Genomic DNA, 17,764 nt, shown 5'->3' with positions numbered 1-17,764 from the left:
ATTATCTCCCTTTAATAATTGTAATGTGGCCGGCTGCATCTATCACTATTACTTCCTGCAGCCCTTGAATTGGATAGGTGGCAAATTGCTCTTCCAATGCTTTCATATTCACTTTACTATCAGCCAAATTCACCACAATATTATTCGCTTGACCGGATTGTACCTTGCCATCCACGGTCGTCCAAATACTCCGAGTGTTACTTGTTGCAGGGGCATAATTATCATAAATTACACCATTTATACGATAGTCCGGATTTTTTATTCCCTCAACGACAGGATTTTGCTCGACATGATATCCCTTGCCAGACAAAGTGACAGCACTCTCATTCTCTCGAATCAATGAACGCGTTGTTTCGGCGTTTGAAAGTGGTGGAATTTTCGTCGGAGGTCCAGAAAGCGATCCGGTACCTAGACCTGAAACTGCATTTTTCCCAACCAACAAGTTCGGTTCGTTTACATTAATTTGCCCGACCTTCGTCTCTCCCGCCGTATGGATCGAACACATCCCATTAATGCACTTGGCACAGGGCCCCACATTGTGCACCCAAGTCTCGAACGCTCCGACAAAAAAGGTATGACCCAGATCTACCGTAAGGTTGTGGGTACGCCCCTGTTGCTGAACAAGTTCGAGTGTTGTTACCGTCGCGCCATTCTTCGACTGGTCCCGCGCAGTCAGCCGATCGCCCGCTTTCAGATCAATCGCAGAGACAAATCCTCTCCCTGCAATGTAGAACGGATGTCCGGGCGTGACCAGGAGTGCTTCCTGCCGGGTTTGGCCGCCAGCATCATCCTGCTTCAATGTGAGCCGATAGATCGGCTGATCGTCGCGGATGTGTGTTGCGGTCACCGTCGAGGCAAACACCTCGCCGGTATTGTCGTCAAGCCGAGTCCATACCTGGTCACCCTGCTTCAGCGCCTCGATGACGATGTAACCCGTTGGCGTTGCGACCAAGGTACCCGGAGCAAAACAGCAGGGTGCGATTTTTTGCTTGATTACCTCTAACTCAGTCATGCGAACGGCATTGACTTCTGTTCCGATGATTGGCGCAATGCCCGCGTTCTTAGTCCCCGACGCCACACCCGGCAGCAGGTCGTCGACAGCGTGGGCCGCGGTTCCCGGGACACCGCCCCCGATGGTTTTTACGCCCGCCCCCAACTCTGGCACGGCAGCTACTCCCTTTCCGCCCAAAGTTCCCGGATTCGGCAGCAACACGCCGGAGAGTGGGGCGCCCGACGCAATAGTGCCCACCGCTTCCGCCGCAGCCAAACACTTGTCCGGTTTGAGCTGGCAGTAGGAGACTGCTCCTAATATCCTCAGCTCATTGGCCTCAATAGCCCCCATCCGGCCAGCATTCACCAAGGCCGTCATACCGCTTCGAATGGCTATGACAGCCTCCGGCACCACGCCTCCTCCAAGCGCGAGCATCAGGAGGGTCACCGCCTTAACCGTACTCTCACCTTTCAGCCGAGAGAACTTTGCGTCACAAGCGGCTTCGCTGATGCTGCCGCACAAAGTCTGCCTACCCTTGACCAGCTCTTTGATATGTATCTGTGCCAGCGTAATTTGATTAGTTGCGCGATTATCACTACCGTTAAAGACTAGAAATTCTGGCTGCATGAGTGTGCGTGGCAGCTCGCTTGAGGCCGCAATGTCTTTGCTCAAACGGTCCAGGCACGACTTGTCGGCGTGAAGAATGCACGTCTGCATTGCCGCGTCATTCTGATCAGAAATTACCTTAAACTCATAAATAATCTTTCGACGCATATCCTCCGGGCACCCGCCCTTTTGAGCCTCACAGCTATCCAATTTTTGCTTGAACAGCGCAGCGTCGCCATGCTTCAGGTAATTGTTCGTTGCCGCCACGTTGGATATGAATCCGGCTGCGTTAGCGCCGCTCGGCGAAGCGCCTGTGGCACTCGCGACGACATTGCCCACAACACCAGCAAGCATCGTCGTTACCGCATTTGCATCCCCGGCATTCAAGCCGGGGATTTTCTTGATGTCATCGCCGAAGATTTCGAGCAACGCCGTCGTGGCAGCAGACGCGGCAGCGCCAGACTTGAAGTCACCGCCTGCAAGCTTGCTGAGAACGCCATCGACCAAAGCATGGACGGCAACCTTGGTGGTGGTGTCGGTGCCGACCAGTACGTCGCCAAGTTTGGTTTCGATTAACGGGGAAACCTGTTGGACCAAGCCGGAAACGGCGTTCGCATATTCTTTTTCATCCTGGAGCTTCTGCAGGTCAAAAATCTTGGCAATGGCCCCGGCGCTGTTGGCCGTATCGCGATTGGTCGCAGCAACGGTCTCCTCCGCTGTTCTCCCCGTCGCCGCAATCTGTCCCTCGGCATCGGTAATGACGAGCGTGCCGACGCTGATCGCGCTCTTCGTCGTGCTGGCCGCATTGCCGCTTTGCGCTGGCGTGACATTGCCGGCCATATTCCCGGCCGCATTGCTGCCAATGGTCTGGATCGCACTGGCGCCGCTGCTGTACGACAAATTGACGCTGCTGCTGTCGCTGTCATAGCTGGCGGCGTTCTTCACGTCGATGTGCGTCAGCGTCCCCGTCGTCAGCCTGTTCTTGTCGGCACCGGCGGCACTGGCAATCACGCCGCCAATCAGATCGGTATTATTCTTGACGGTGACATCGAAGCCCTGCGCCCCCGCATAGATGCCGGACTGCTGGTTCACGCCCGCAAACACGCTGTCGGTATTCGCCTTGGCCGCGTTCACGCTGCCCGAGCTGGAGCCATAGCAGAACGGCGGCACGCAAATGCTCACGCTCCCCCCGCTGCTCTTTTCCCGGCTCGTGTAATTGTCGGTGTCCTGCAGACTCACAATATTCAGGTCGCCGCCAATGTTGGCCACCACCTTGTCGCCCCTGACCTGCGCACCGGCCAGGGTGGTGTCGTTGCCGCTCTTGATCGTCAGGACATTGCTGGCCGTAACACTGGTGTTCTGGTTGGTCGTGGCATCGCCATTGGCGTTGCCACGCGACTGCCCGGCAGCCAGTTCCAGCGTAAAGCCGTTCTGCGTGCCGCCCAGGCCGAAACCCACACCCACCGATGCGTTCTGACTACTGTTCCTGCTGTCGTTGGCACTGGTGTCCCGCGCGCTGCCTAGCGTGATATCGCGGGCGGCGTCCAGGGTCACATCCTTGCCGCTCAGTACCGCGCCACGCGCCGTGATGTCACCATTCAGCGCCTTGCCGTCCGCATCCTTGCCGCCGTCGCCAGTGGCAACGATGGTCAGGCTCTTGCCCGCGTTGACCGTGCTGCCCTTGTTCTGCAACGCGCTGTTATCGGTTGTGCTGTCGTTGCTGTTGCCGCCGATGCTGACCGTCGCCTTGATGGACGCCTGGCTTGATGCCGGCGCCTGCGTGTTGTTGGCCGCAGGCGTTCCGCCGCCGACGCCGGTGCCGTTGGCCACCGTGATCGCCGCCTTGACCGCGTAAATGCCGGCCAGCTTGTCGTCGTCCTTCTGCTCGTGCGCCACGGCGGCCTGCTTGACCGCATTCGCCGCGTCCACCGCATAGCCGGACAGCGCCACGGTCACGCCAAACTGGCTACTCTGGCTGGTTGCCCTGGTGCTGACCTCATCCACGCCCGGGTCGAGCAGGACGTTCTTGCCCGTGATGTCAATATTGCCGTCGGCGCGCAAGTCACTGCCGCGCACCACGACGTTGTCTTTCGCTGTGATGGCCAGGTCGCCGCCGGCGGATATGCCGCTGCGGATGGTGTTCTCCTGATCCTTGCGCGTATCGAGCGTGTCGCTGCCGCGCTTGATACCCACCGTGTTGGCAGTGCCATTGCCGCCCAGGTCGCCCAACTGCATGATGTTGTGGGTTTCCTTGAGCACCGTACCGTCCTGGCCGCTGACGATGTCGATCTTGCCGTCCTTTGCAGTCAGCGCAATATCGCCCTTGGCCTTGATGCCGCTGCCCTGCACAAGGATGTCGCCCTTGTTGCTGACCAGTTCGACCGTATTGCCGTTGATCAGGCTGGCCGTCTGCCTGGTGCTCGTTTCGCTGCCGCTGTCGCTGCCGCGCTTCTGGTTGTATGGCGACAGGGTCACGCCGCCATTGTTCGGCCCGCCGTTGATGGAGCGCGTGATGTCGCCCAGGCTCGTGCCCGCCGTGCTGAAGGTCGACCCGCTGGCCGTCGCCGCGCTGCTGTCGCTGCTGCGGTCGGTGGATGCTTCCACCGTGATGTTGCGTTCGGCGCTCAGCTTTACCAAGCCGCCGCCGTCGATTGTCGAACCGCGCACGGTGATGTCGCCGTCAAGCGGCTTGCCGTCCGCCCCCGTCACACCATTGCCACGCGCCGTGAGGCGGATGTCGCCGGCCGCGGTGATGCTGCTGCCGGACTGCGTCTCGCCATCGTGCACCGTGCTGCTGCTGGTCTGGCTCTTGCCGAACGTGACCGCCACTTGCGGCGCGGTCAGGCTGCTGTCAGCCAGTTCGGAGAGCGTGCCATTGACGCGGCCGAACTTGCTCTTGTCCTTCTTGATCTCCTTCAGGTTGCGCAGGGTATCGACCGGCGTGCCGGCCACGGCCACGGTGAGGCTCTTCGACGTGGTGTCGAGCGAGCGCGTTTCGTGGCGCTGGTCCTGCCCGGGAATGATGTCAATGTTCTGCGCCGAGATAGCGATGTTCCCGTTCAGCACGGTGGTATCGGTCTCCAGGCGTCCCGCGATCAGCTCGCTGCCGGCAATGGTTGCGTTCTTGCCTGCGTTCAGGGTCACGTTGCCGCCTGTGGAACCAAGCACACTGCCCGTTTCGCTCTGGGTGGCAAAGGTGCCGTCGTCGCGGGTTTTCACGGTCGACGACCCGGCGCTCAAGCCGATGCCGTTCTTGGCGCCCGACAGGCCGGACTGCCTGACCGATGTCGCCTGGCTGTACGTCCCGTTGCTGGTTGCGGCCAGGACATTGATGTCCGCGCCCGCCGTCACAGTCAGGTTGGTGTCGGCAAGCACCGACGAGCCGATCACATTGACGTTGCCGACCAGGTCCTTGCCGTTGCCGGCGGAAATGGCAACGCTGTTGCCGGCGATGCTGCTGCCCTCGGCCTGCTGGGTGCTCGATGCAGTGGAGGTCGTCGTGGTCGTGCTCTTGACCAGGTTGCCGCTCTTGCTGTAGCTGTCGTTCAGGCTGTCGTGCCGGGTGGCGACGGTCTGGATCGACACATCGTTGTTGGCCAGCAGCCCGGCCGTCCCTTTCAGGGCGGTCACGTTGGCCGCGTTGAGGACGAGGTTGCCCGTGCCCACGTGGGCAATCGCCTTGCCATCCTTGTCTTTCTGCCCGGTCGCAACGCCGGTCGCGCTGATGGTGACGTTGTTGCCGGCGCTGACGACGCCGCCACTGAGGCTTTCGTCATCGTTCATGGCACGGTCGTACTGCTTGCGGCCCACCGTTTGCACGTCGACGAGGGAGCGGTCCTTGACCGCCGAGATGGTGACGTTGGCACCAGTAATGCTCACGTCGTTGGCCGCAGCGACACGGCTGCCGCTCAGCGTGGCGTCGCCGGCCGCCCTGATGGTGGCGTTATTGCCGGCAGTCAGATTGCTGCCGACGTTCGATACGCTCGCCCCGCTGGTGTAGCCGGTGCGGCCCATCGTGTTGCCGCCGAGCGGCACGAACAGCGCGTGCTTTTCTTCCACGCCGGCGATGTCGATGTTCTTGCCCGCCAACACAGTCAAGTTCGCGGCCGCGTCGACCTGGGCCCCGCGCGCCGTGAAATTGCCTTTGGCATCGATGAACACGTTGCCGCCGGCAATGGTGGCGACGCGGTCGATGTTGGTGCGGCTCGATGTGCTGGTGCCGTTGTTGCCAACAGTGTCAACGCTGCGCGCCTGCATGGTGCTGGCGACGAGAATGTCGCGGCCGGCATTGAGCGTGACGCGGCTGTCGTCGGTGGCGCTGCCATCGACGCCTTTGTTGGACAGGCCTGCAATGCGCCCGCCGACGTTGGCGATATCGTTCGCCGCCTTGATGTCGATCGCATCACCGGCGACGGTGCCGCGATTGGTGACATTTTGGGCGTCGAGGTTGACAGCGCCCTGCATGTCGGTCGGCTTCGCATTGGCATAGCCGGCCAGGATGGTGCCGCTGTTGCTGATGCTGCCGTTCTGGTTGCGGATGGTGACGTTGTCGCCGGCAATCAGCGCGCCGCCGGTCGACAGGTCACCCTGTTGCGGACGGCGCAGGTAGACCTGGGGCACCAGCACCTTGGTGGTGCTGCCGTCTGGCAAGGTGACGGTTTCTTCCTGCAGCCACACGATGTCGGTCGTCAGCTGGGCCATCTGCTGCTCGGATAGTGCCACGCCCGGAGTCAGCTGGAACTGTTTGGCGTAGGCCACGCCGGAATCCATCAGCGCCTTGAACGCCTGTTCGTTGTTCTCGTAGCCGGACAGCTTGTTGCGGCCGGTAATGTTGATCAGTTGGTCGGCGAACGCGCGCTGTTCCACGAAACCATCGCCGTAGCGCTTGAGGGTGCGCTGTGGATCGAGGTCAAGCTGGTCCAGGAAGTAATCGCTGCCGGTCCACTTGTTTTTGTCGGTGAACAGCGGGTCGGTTTCGACCAGATAGCCGGCGCCCTCGCCCGGTTTCAACGAGAACAGATTGCCGGTTGGCGCTTTCCAGTCGGCGTTGCTGGTCAGCGTGACGTTCGGAACGTTCGGATCGGTGGCGCGGCCGTTGACATCCTTGGCGTTGGGGCCGAATACACCGGCATCCACGTTCTTGTCCGCCACTGTCACAGGACGGGCGGCGGCGAACTTGGCGAACGAGGTCGTCAGGTCGCCGATGGCGGTCTGCTGCGCCGCGCGGGCGTTGCCCGCAATAACGCTGCCAGGCAAGGCATTTCCTGCCACCTGGCCCTTGACCACTGGCTGCGCGCTCGTGCCAACCGTAACGTCCGCCGCGCCGCCGCTGCCTTGTTGCTGGGCGTCGGTCGAGACCGGGCCCGCCCCGCCGGCAGGACCGGCCGCTTGCGCGCCGATTTTGGTGCCGCCAGCGGCGACGGATGTGTCAACCGATGGCGCGCCGCCGGCGATAACGCCTTGAGCTGCGACGCCCTGCACTGCGGTATCGGCCTTGATCGCGCCGACGTTGATGCCGACGGTCGTGCTGCCGGTCGTGTAGGTGGCGACCTTGCCCGTCTTGGGTGCTGCCGCGTCGCCCGCCGCCGTGTTGCCGCTGCTTGGGGTGAGATTGCCAGCTACGCCGGCGCCAAGGGCACCGACGACCTTTGCCGGTTCGGCAGGCGTAATGACCGTATTCGCCGGAGCTACAGGCGCAGGTGCCGCGCCACTACTATCGTAAAGAACGCCAGCGAGATCGATGGAAGTCGTTGGGCCGACATCCTGGAATGCCTGCTCAGGGCCATACGTCCGCTTGTGGCCACTAAAGCCGGACGACACAACCTCTGTTGAGTACTTCACTCCCGAGTCGGTAACCTGCCTGGTTCCCTGGGTCGAAATATTGACAGTGTCGCCTGGCGTCTTGACCACGCCGTTACCAACTTCGGCCCCACCGCCGATACCAATACTTCCGCCAGCAATAATCTGGCTGTCGATGTTGATGGCACTCGCCGCCGAAATATTGCCCGCGGCAGTAACGACACCGGCATTCGATTTTGTCATCACCGACTCGATCGTGGTCCGGGTATCGGTTGTCTTCTTGGTGTAGTCCTCGATCTTGTCGTGCAGTGCGTCAGGATGGATATAGTAGTGCTTATCATCCGTGTAATAAGACAACTGGTCGAGCGTGTACTCGTTATTGGTATTTTTTGGGGTAATCGTCACGCGATTCACTGCGTGGACGGTGGTTTGATCCTGGAATCCAATCCCGCCCTCCAATCCATATGAACCGCAGTCTGAAGCGCCATGGCCATTGCCGGCGCCACCGCTCACGCAGTTCAGATTCTTCAGCATGCCAAGCTCGAGATTACCGCCCGCTTCGATCCGCGCACCGGCATTGACCACGCTGCCCAGCTTCATATTGCCAAGGCTGATCACATTCGCGCCCGGCTTATTGATCAGGAGACCGTTCACGGTGAGCATGTCGCGCGCTCCGATGGTGGCCTTGGCCTCATTCGTCACCGCGCCGCCCATCACCACGTTGCCGCCGTAAATGCGCCCTGTATTGAAAGTGTTGCCGCCCTTGACCGTCGTGGTACCGATCGAATTGACCACGCCGGTGTCGGCATTGGTAAACGTGCCGACATCGAGCGTGGTATTGGTCGCGCTGATCGTGCCGTAGTTATTCAGCTCCGTGGCCGACAGGCTCAGGTCCTTGGCCGCGCTGATCGTGCCGTTATTGGCGTTGGTGTACTTGCCGTTATTGAGAACAATCTCCAGATTGTTCTCGGCCGCCACCGTGCCAATGTTGGTGAAATCGCCATCCATGGCCAGGCGCAAGGTGCCGGTGGACGCCATCACACCGTCGGCGCTGAATTTCTTCATGTTCGCCGTCAGCTTGGTGGTCGCATCGGTACGGCCGCTGGTATTGATGAAGTCAGCCGTGTCGATGATGACTTCTTCGCCGCTCAGCTGGCCGCCGCTGTTGTTGATGCTGGTCGTGCCAGTCACCTTGAGGTTCTTCAGCGCCACAATCGCGCCATTCACGTTGCCCACCGTGGCCGCATTCACGGTCACCGTGTTCGATGCCAGCAAGCCCTGGTCGAACGCGCCGTTGTTGGTATTGCTGTTATCGATCGCCGCCACGTCAACCACCAGGTTGTTGTGCGCAAATACCGTACCGCCGATGTTATTCAGTACCGGCGCCTTAAGCGTCGTATCGACCGCCGACTTGATATTGCCGCCCTGGTTATTAATGCCGCTAGACCCGATCAGGCTCAGCGATTTCAAGGCCAGCATGGTCGAGCCGCCGGTATTGTCGATGCTGGTGCCGTCGATGGTCAGCTTGCCGTCGGCGCCGATGTAGCCGCCGTTCTGCTTCACGCTGCCGCCGGTGATTGCGATATCGCCGTGGCTGACGATCCCGCGCTCGGTGCCGCTGTGATCGTTGCTGAGCGTCTTGGCGGTGATGGCGATGCCGCCCACGCCCGACTCGATCACGCCGGCATTGTTGTTGACGCTGTCGGCATCGACCTTGGCCGATTTCAAGCCCGACAGCACGCCGCCGGCATTGTTCACGTCCTTGGCCGCGACGATCAGATCGGTACCCGAGCTGATCACGCCGTCTGCATTGTCCAGCTTGCCCTTGAGGCTGCCGAGCTTGACTTCGCCCTGGCTGGCGATCCGGCCGCCCTGCATGTTCAGCAGGTCGGCGTCGGTCTTGGCCTGCACGCTCGTCACGCCATAGATATCGCCCTTCTGATTCCAGATGCCCTTGGCCGCGTCGATCTCGACTGTCGACTTGTCGCTCTGGATCGTGCCATCCTGGTTGATGAGGATGCCGGCGCTGCTGCTGAGCACCACCTTCTGCGCGGCGCCGATCAGGCCGCCTGTGTTGTTGACGCCATTCTTGCCGATGATGGTCGCGTCGGTGCCGGCGACCAGGCTGCCGCCCTTGTTGCTCACTTCAAGTTTGGTCGTGACATCGAGCGCCGTCTTGGCACTGACCACGCCGCCATTGTTGTCGAAGGTGCCGGCGTTGATGGTGACCTTGTCCTTGTTGCTGACCACCTGGCCCTTGACGTTGCCCAAGGTGCCGCTGTAGAGGCTGACTTCGCCACCAGCCACGATATTGCCGTCAGCATTGTCGGCCAGGCCGATCGTCGACACATCGACCGTGTCGGCGGCGCTGATGTTGCCGCCTTTATTAAGCAGGTCGCTGCCGGCGATGCCGATCTTGCCGGCAGCGCTGGCGATGGTGCCGCCATCGTTGATCATGGCGCCCGTGCCCGAGTCGAGCGAGACCAGATGGTCCGCCGCGATCAGGCCGCCGGTGTTGATCATGCCGCGACCCTTGAATTCGACTACGCCGGTGGCGGACAGGGTGCCGTAGGTGTTGTCGAGTACGCCGGTGCCGGCGTCGAAGAACAGGTTGTCGCCGCTGATCGCCACGCCGCCGGTGCGAATGCCCATGGCTTGCACCAGCAAGTCGGTACCGAACTGATACGTAAAGTCGAGCGCGCTGAAATCGACAGCCTGCTGGCCCATGCCAAACGACAAGCGCTTGCCGGCCGCAAGCTTGGCGCCGGAGGTGGCCACCAGGCCGCCACCGTAAATAGCGGCGTTATTGCCAGCCGCAAACTGCGCGTTGCGATAGTCGAGCGTATTGGATGACTGCAGCGAAATATCGCCCTGCGTGCTGATGTTGATGCCGGCAGCCTGCACATCGGTGCCGCTGACGTTGACGGCGGTGTTGGCCGCCAGCGCCGCGTTGTTCAAACCTACCTTGGTGCCGGCGACGGAAATCGTATTGCCGGCCTGCAGATTGCTGCCGTTCAGGGCCACGTCCGCGCCCGTCATGGTGATGTTCTTGGTGACGGCAATCTGGATGCCGTCGGCGTCCAGGTGCGAATTTGGGCCGGACGACTGGATGCCGAAGCTGTCGCCGGCGGCAATGGTGCTGCCGGTCAAAACAGCGTCGCCGGTGGCGAGGGTCACGCCGCCATTGCTGGCAAAGCGGCCGGCCGAACCATCGAAACGCGCACCCTGGGTGTTGATCGACAGCGATTGCTGGCCGATGACCTCGCCCTTGCGGCCATCGAAGGCCGCGGTGGTGAGGCTGGCGCCGCCCTGCGCGCTGACCAGGCCGCGCACATTGTCGAACGCGCCGGTCGAGGCCACCAGATTGGCGCCGGTCGTGATCTTGCCGTCGGTATTGTCGAACCGGCCGGCCGAATTCAGCGTGGTAGTACCGCCGCCGGAAATGACGCCCTTGCGGTTGTCGAACGCGCCCTTGCCCGCGTTGGCGCTCAGTTGACCGTTGCTGAGCATCGAACCGTTGACCGATGTGATGCCATTGGCGCTGACGGCCAGCGCGTTGGCGCCGGTCAGTTTGCCGTTGTTATTATCGAGCGCACCGATCGCCTGGATGCTCAGTTTGTTCGCCGCCACGATGCTGCCGTCGCGGTTGCCCAGCGCGCCATTGGCGACAATCGTCACGTCCTTCCCGGCCGCGATCATGCCGCCGGCAGCAGGCGTAGCGGTGCCAACGGCACCGTTGCGCAACTGCCCGCCCGTCAGGCTGACGCTGCCCTGCGCGCTGCGGATGGTACCGGCGCTGTTGTCGACCGTGCCGCCGGTATCGGCTACCAGGTTCAGGTCGCCGTTCGATGCGAGCGTGCCGCCCACGTTCTGTATGCTGCTCGCGCCCAACGTGAGCGCGTCGCCCGCCAGCATGTTGCCGCCGCTGTTGACCAGGCTGCCGCTGCCGGCCTGCACGGTCATGCTCTTGCCGGCGCTAAGCAGCGCGCCGCTGTTGTCGATGCCCTTGCCCTGCACGGTCGCGTTCGCGCCGGCCGTGATGCGGCCCTGCGCATTGCTGAGCGCTCCCTGCGCGACGAGCGACAGGTCCTTGCCTGCGCTGATCAGGCCCTTGCTGCTGTCGATATTGCCACCGGCAATCGTCAGGTCACCCGCCGCCACGATGGCGCTGTCCGCGCCCTGGCTCGCGATGTCGCCGGCGTCGATCACGACCGATGCCTTGGCGCTCTGCACAATGCCGCCACGGTTATCCAGCAGCGCCTTGCCGGCGTCGAGCACCAGATCCTGGTTGGCGATGATGATGCCATCCACATTGCCCAGGCCCGTGGCCGCAATGCTGGCCTTGCCGCTGGCCTGGATCTGGCCGCCCTGGTTGTCGAGCGCGCCGCCGAGGGTCTTGACGTCGACCTCCAAGTCCTTGCCTGCGCTAATCAAGCCTTTCTTGCTGGTGAGCGACGCGGCATCGATGCCGAGCGCGCCGTTGGCGATCAGCTTGCCGGCATCGTTGTCGATGCCTTTGGTCGCGCCCAGCAGAATATCGGTGCCGGCCTGGATCGAACCGCCCTGATTGGCGACCGGACCATTGACGGTCAGGCCGATCTGCTTGCTGGCAACGATGTTGCCGGCCTTGTTGACCAGCGCGCCCTGGATCTGCGCGTCCAGGCCCTCGCCCGCCGCGATGGTGCCGCCGCTGTTATCCAGGTCGCCCGCGCTTGCCAGGGTCATGCTGCCGTCGCTGGTCAACTTGCCCTTGACGTTCGTGATGGCGCCCCCCGTGCCGGTATCGATGGCCAGCTTGCCGCCGGCCGTGACCTGGCTGCCGCTGTTGTCGAGTCCCTTGGTGTTCAAGGTGACGTTGCCGTTACTGCCGATCAGCGCCATGGCGCCGCTGTCGACCTTGCCGGCCGTCAGTTCGATGCCGGTGCTGCCGACCAGCGTGCCGGCGCGGTTGTCGATGTCGCCTGCCTTGATGTTCAGGCTGGTGCCGGCCTGGATCTTGCCGGCCTGGTTGTCGATCACCTGTACTTGCATTGCGAGCGCCGTGTTGGCCACCACGCTGCCGCCCGCGTTACCGACATTGCCGGCCACGATGTCGAGCTTGCGCAGGGCGCCAATCGTGCCCTTGCTGTTTTCGAGGGTGCCGCTGCCGCTGTTGATGATCAGGTCGCCATTGCTGACGATGCTGCCGCCCGTGCTGTCCAGGCCATTGCTGGTGAGCTTCAACGCCGGCGCATTGGCGGCGGCATCGGTGGCGAGAATGGTGCCGCCGCGATTGCTCAGCACGCCGTTGCCGACGTCGAGCGTGACGTTCTTGCCGATGGCACGGCCGTCATCGAGAATGACGCCCTGCGCTTTGACCGACAACGCGGCGTCGGTGAGGAAAGCGCCGCCCTGCGCACCCGGCAACGTGCTCTTGCCCAGGTCGATGCCGCCGGTAGTGACGACCGTCAGGTCTTTGAATGCCGAATACTGGCCGCCCTTGAGCGAGGTCGCGGCCACGCCCAGCTTGCCCCCGGCGTTGATTGCCGCGTCCTGTGCGTTGATAGCCGCGCTGCTGGCGATGGCGATATCGCCCCCAGCCTGGATCCTGGCCTGGCGCGCGTCGAGCGCCGCGCTGGCAATGCTGGTGTTGGCGCCGCTGGCCAGATTGGCCTGCGCCAGGTTGGCCGCGCCTGTCTTCAGGCTCAGCAGGCCCGAGGCCAGCATGTCGGAACCGCTGGCGCCGACATCGCTGCCCTTGCTGTCGATCAGCAGGTCGCCGGCGGCGGCGCTGATGACCGTGCCTTTCGCCATGATCGAATCGCCGGACATGGTCACGCCCTTGCCTGCGCGCAGCTGACCGCCGCTGAGGTCGATCTGGCGCGCCGTGAGGGTCAGGCCTTTCTCGCTCAGCACGCTGCCTTTGGCACCCTTGAAGTCGCTGTTGCCGAGGTCAAGCAAAAGGTTGTCGCCACTGGCAATTTTGCCGCCGCTATTATCGATGCTGCCGCTGTTGATGACGGCGCCACCCACGCCCACGATCGAGCCGCCCTTGTTGTTCAGGTCGGTGGCACCGCCAGCCGCCACCGGCTTGCCCGCGATGCGGTCGAGGCCAGTACGGGTCTGCAATGTCAGTTGGTCGCGCGACAGAATGCTGCCGCCGCCATTGTCGATGCCGCCGTCGCGGGCGACCAGCTTGACCGCGCCGTTGGCGGCGATCGCGCCACCGGCATTGTCGATGGTGGCGCCGGACAGCGTCGCGCTGCCAATGGCCGATACCGCGCCACCCGCGGTGCGGATGCCCTTGCCGGCGTTCAGCACCACATTGCTGCCGGAAGACACGCTGCTGTTGGCGGCGTCGATCAGCCCGCTTGCATCGAGCGCAATCGCGCCCTTGGCGATGAAGCCGCTATTGGCCGCCTGGCCGGCACTGCCGCCGGCATGGATGTTGTTGGCCTTGACCGTGATGCCGCCAGCCTCGCTGCGATGCACGCTGCCGTCCGCTGTGTAGTCCGCGCCGCGGGTATCGAGTGCGATATCGCTCTTCGCTGCCAGGGTCGCGTTGGCGGCGTCGATGCCTTTGCCGTCGATCTGCAGGCGCGCGCCGCTGGCGAGGTGGCCGCCATCGAGCACAATAGCGCCAGTGCTCGCATGCAAGGTCAGGTCGCCAGCGCTCGACAGGCGGCTGGCGCCGGCATCGATGCTCGCGGCATTGATTTGCAACTCAGCATTGGTGGCAATCTGCGTGCCCTGCAGGCTCGCGCCTTTGCCGGCCTTGACCGCCACCGCGCCGTTGGCGTTGATGTCGGCGCCGGCAAGGCTGACGCTGTCGCGCCCGGTGACGGCGATGGCACCGTTGCTGATGATGGTCGCGCCGCTGGCTTGCACCCTGTCGGCGGACAGATCGACGCTGCCGCCGGCCTTGATGTCGCCCTTGTCCAGGTCAATGCCCTGGCCGGCGGCGATCACGATCTGCGCTTGCGACGAAATCTGCGCACCGGCCGCGTCGAGACGCTGGGCGCTGATGCTGATCGGGCCGCCCGCGCGCAAGCTGCCGTTGGCGCTGTTGATGACACCGCCCACGCTCAGGGTCAAGTCCTTGCCGGCCGCCACGGTGCCCCCGCTGTTGTTCAGTGCGCCCGCCGTCAGGCTGAGGGTCTGGTTGGCCGCGAGCTTGCCGCCGATATTGGTCAGTTCGGCTGCTGCGAGGGTCATGGCGCCTTGCGCTTCGATCAGGCCGCGGTCGTTGCCGAGGCGCTGCCCGTTCGATTCGATGACGACATCCTTGCCGGAGCGCAGCTGGCCGTCGGTATTGTCGACATCATTGCCGCGCATGACGATGCTGCTGCCCGTGGCCACGCTGCCGAAACGGTTTTTCAGCGTGCCCGCCGACAATGCCATGTCACCAGCCACGACGACATTGCCGCCGTTATTATCGAATACCTGGCTTTTAGCGTCGAACACGGCATGCGCGTCGGACGACAATACGCCGCGGTTGTTATCGATGCCGTTGCCGCGCACCACGAGCGCTGGCGTGCCTGTGCCGCCGCCGGACTCGGCCACGACCGTGCCCTGGACGTTGCTCATGCTTTCCAGGCCGGCGTCGAGCACGATGTGCTTGCCGCCCACCTGCGCCTTGTCGGTGACAATGCCTTCGGCACGCACGGCAATATCGCCGCCGGCGAGGATGGCGCCGCCGGTCAGCTCAAACCGCTTTTCCATGCGGATATCGACATCGCCTGCGGCGGACAGCTTGCCACCCTGCTGGCTTTGGCCGGTGATTGTCAGCTTGCCGCCGGAAATGGCGCTGCCGCCCTGCATCAGCAAGTTGCCGGCGTCCAGGGTGAGGCCGCGCGCGCCGGACAGGCTGGCGTCCTGCAGGTTCACGCCATTGGCCTTGATGGCGACGCCGGCGCCGCTTTCCACCCGCAGTTGCTGGGCGTGCAGGTTGCGGCTGTTGAGGTCGATGTTGCCGTTGGCGGCAATCGCTGCCTTGTCCAGCCAGGCGTCGCCGGTGACGGCCACGTCCACATTGTTAACGGAAGCCAGGGAGGCGCCGGCGGCGGACAAGCTGCTTGCCTTGAGCGTCAGTGCCTGGCCCGCTTCCAATTTGGCTGCGGTGGCTACGATGTCGCTTGCCGCAAGATCGAGCGTGCCGTTGCTGGCGAGGCTGGCGCCACCCAGGTCGAGCGTGGCGCCCGTGACGGCGAGCTTGCCGCCGGCGCTCACTTCGCCATCGCGCGCCAGCAGACGCTGGGCATCGATGCCAATGTCCGTGGCCGCGGCAATTGCGCCTTTTGTATTGTCGAAGCGGTCTGCCTTGATCGTGACGCCTGAGCCCGTGCTCTGAATGATGCCGGCGGCGCTGTCGATCAGGCCGCTGGCAGTGAGCTTGACGGCCTGGCCGGCTTGAATGGCGCCACCGGCGTTATCGAGCGACCTGCCGGCGAACGTCAGCGCGCCGGCGGTGATCAGCTTGCCTTTGTTGTTGTCGAAGGCGCCGTCCAGCACCAGGTCGCTGGTGGTGGACAGGGTGCCCTCGCGGTTGCGGATGCCGCCGACATCGGTGAACACGGCAGCCTTGGATGCCACCGTGCCGCCCGTGTTGTCGAGCGCGCCGCCACCGGCATGCAAGGCCAGCTTGTCGGTCGCCACGATCTTGCCGCGCGTATTGTCGATGCCGGCAGCGCGTACATCGATGTTGCCGGTCGCGTAGATCACGCCAGCTGTATTGTCCAGCTTGCCCTTGCCGGCATCCACCACGATCGATGCCGCCGACACGGTCGCAGCGCCGGTGTTCACGCCCGCGCCGCGCAGATCGATTGCCTTCTTGCCAGTCAAATGACTACCCTGCAGGTTCAGGGCGCCGCCGGCGTTCATGGTCAGATCGGTCGCGGCCGCCAGCACGCTGTCCGACACGCGAATCTCGCCGGCCTTGACCGTGACCGCGTCGTTGGCAGCCCACTGCTGCTGGTCGGCAGCGATGCTGTCGGCGGACACGCTCAAGGTGCGCTCAGCCTGCAGCACGCCGCCCTTGCCGTCGATGCTATTGGCCTGCAAGGTCAGGCCGGTAGCTGAATAGATGCTGCCGCTGCTGTTGATGCGCTCGGCGGCCAGCACCAGCGTTTCGCTGGCGGACTTTTGAATCAGGCTGCCGCTGTTGTCGATGTGACGGGTGTTGAGCAATACGCCCTGCTCGGCGCGCAGCATGGCTCCACTGTTGATGGCAACCCGCTCGGCTGCGGCAATGCGCACGTCCCGGTCGGCGTTGGTCTGGCCAAGCAGGGTCACCTTGCCGCTGCTGGACAGGTCGACATCCTTCTTGCTGTAATTGTCTTTCAGGGTCAGGTCGCCCTGCGCGCTCAGGGTCAGGTTTTCCGTCAGCGATGCAACCCGGCCGGCGCTGTTGACCCCCAAACCCTTTTCCGTGGCGACCAGGTAGATCTGGTTGGCATACATGCCGCCCAGGTCGGCGATATCAATCGCGAATTTGGGCGCGTTGCCGGTACCATCTTGCTGGGTGGCCTTGAGCGTGCCGTACAAGACCTTGTTGGCGCCCAGGACGGCCTGCAGATTTTTGGTCGAGATTTCGCCTTCGATGACGATGCCGCGCGCCAGCAGGTCGAGCTGCTCGACATTGCTTGCGTTCAAACCGCCAGCGCCGATGGTAATCACGCCGCGCTGCACGTTCAGGCTATCCAGCTGGCCGGCGCTGTTGTACTGCGGCGTACCCGTGGTGAGTGTGGCGCGGCCGGCGGTATTGAGAAAGCCGCAGCCGTCGCAACTGATCCCGTTGGGGTTGGCAATCACCAGGTCGGCGCGCTGCCCTGCAACTTCGATGTAGCCGTTCAGGCGCGATGGATTGCCGGACGTGACCTCGTTCAGGATGATGCGCGCGGTTGTGGTGCCGAGCTGCATGTTGCCGGTGATGATGCCACCCAGCTGGGTGCTGGTAGTGTCCCGGCTGTTGTTCAGGATCAAGCCCTGCTTGCCCACATTGAACTGGTCGTAGCGGTTGTGCGACACGCCCGCCGCACTCGGCGGCGCGATCAGCACGATCGGCACGCCGTTGGCGGCGGCATCGACCAGCGGCTTTTGCCCGGCCGGCGCGTTGCCCGCAGCCACCACCTGCGCGTATGCCGGCCCCGCCACCAGGGCCGTCTGCAGGATTTGCAGCACGATCATCATCCTGGCCACGGTCCGTGTCCATGGCCGGCCGGTGCGGCCCGCGGCCTCCATTGGCTCATCCAGCTGCGCCTGGACCAGGCGGTCGGCCGCGGTCAGGGTGGATTGTTTGCTTTTCAACAGATGGCGGATTGATGATTTCATGCTGGGGTCCTTGGGTGCCTGAACGGCGTCAAACGGTGTGCTGCGGGGACTAACTGATTG

The 17,764-nt window shown here is 63.2% G+C and carries 1 protein-coding gene; it reads right to left on the bottom strand.

What is annotated here, in order from left to right:
* Nucleotide 1: 1 nt before the first annotated feature.
* A complete protein-coding gene (locus CR152_RS20050) occupies nt 2-17,704 on the bottom strand; it encodes a hemagglutinin repeat-containing protein (protein WP_099877613.1) in 17,703 nt (5,900 codons plus the stop codon).
* Between the last annotated feature and the right edge of the window lie 60 nt (nt 17,705-17,764).

The organism is Massilia violaceinigra, assembly GCF_002752675.1.
Lineage (GTDB): Bacteria > Pseudomonadota > Gammaproteobacteria > Burkholderiales > Burkholderiaceae_D > Telluria_A > Telluria_A violaceinigra.
Note: the sequence above shows the minus strand (reverse complement) of the source record. Positions and strands in the feature narration are given on the sequence as shown.

Bases quoted from the DNA above. Each gene is read 5' to 3' on its own strand.
- CR152_RS20050 (WP_099877613.1), bottom strand. From the start codon at position 17,704: ATGAAATCATCAATCCGCCATCTGTTGAAAAGCAAACAATCCACCCTG.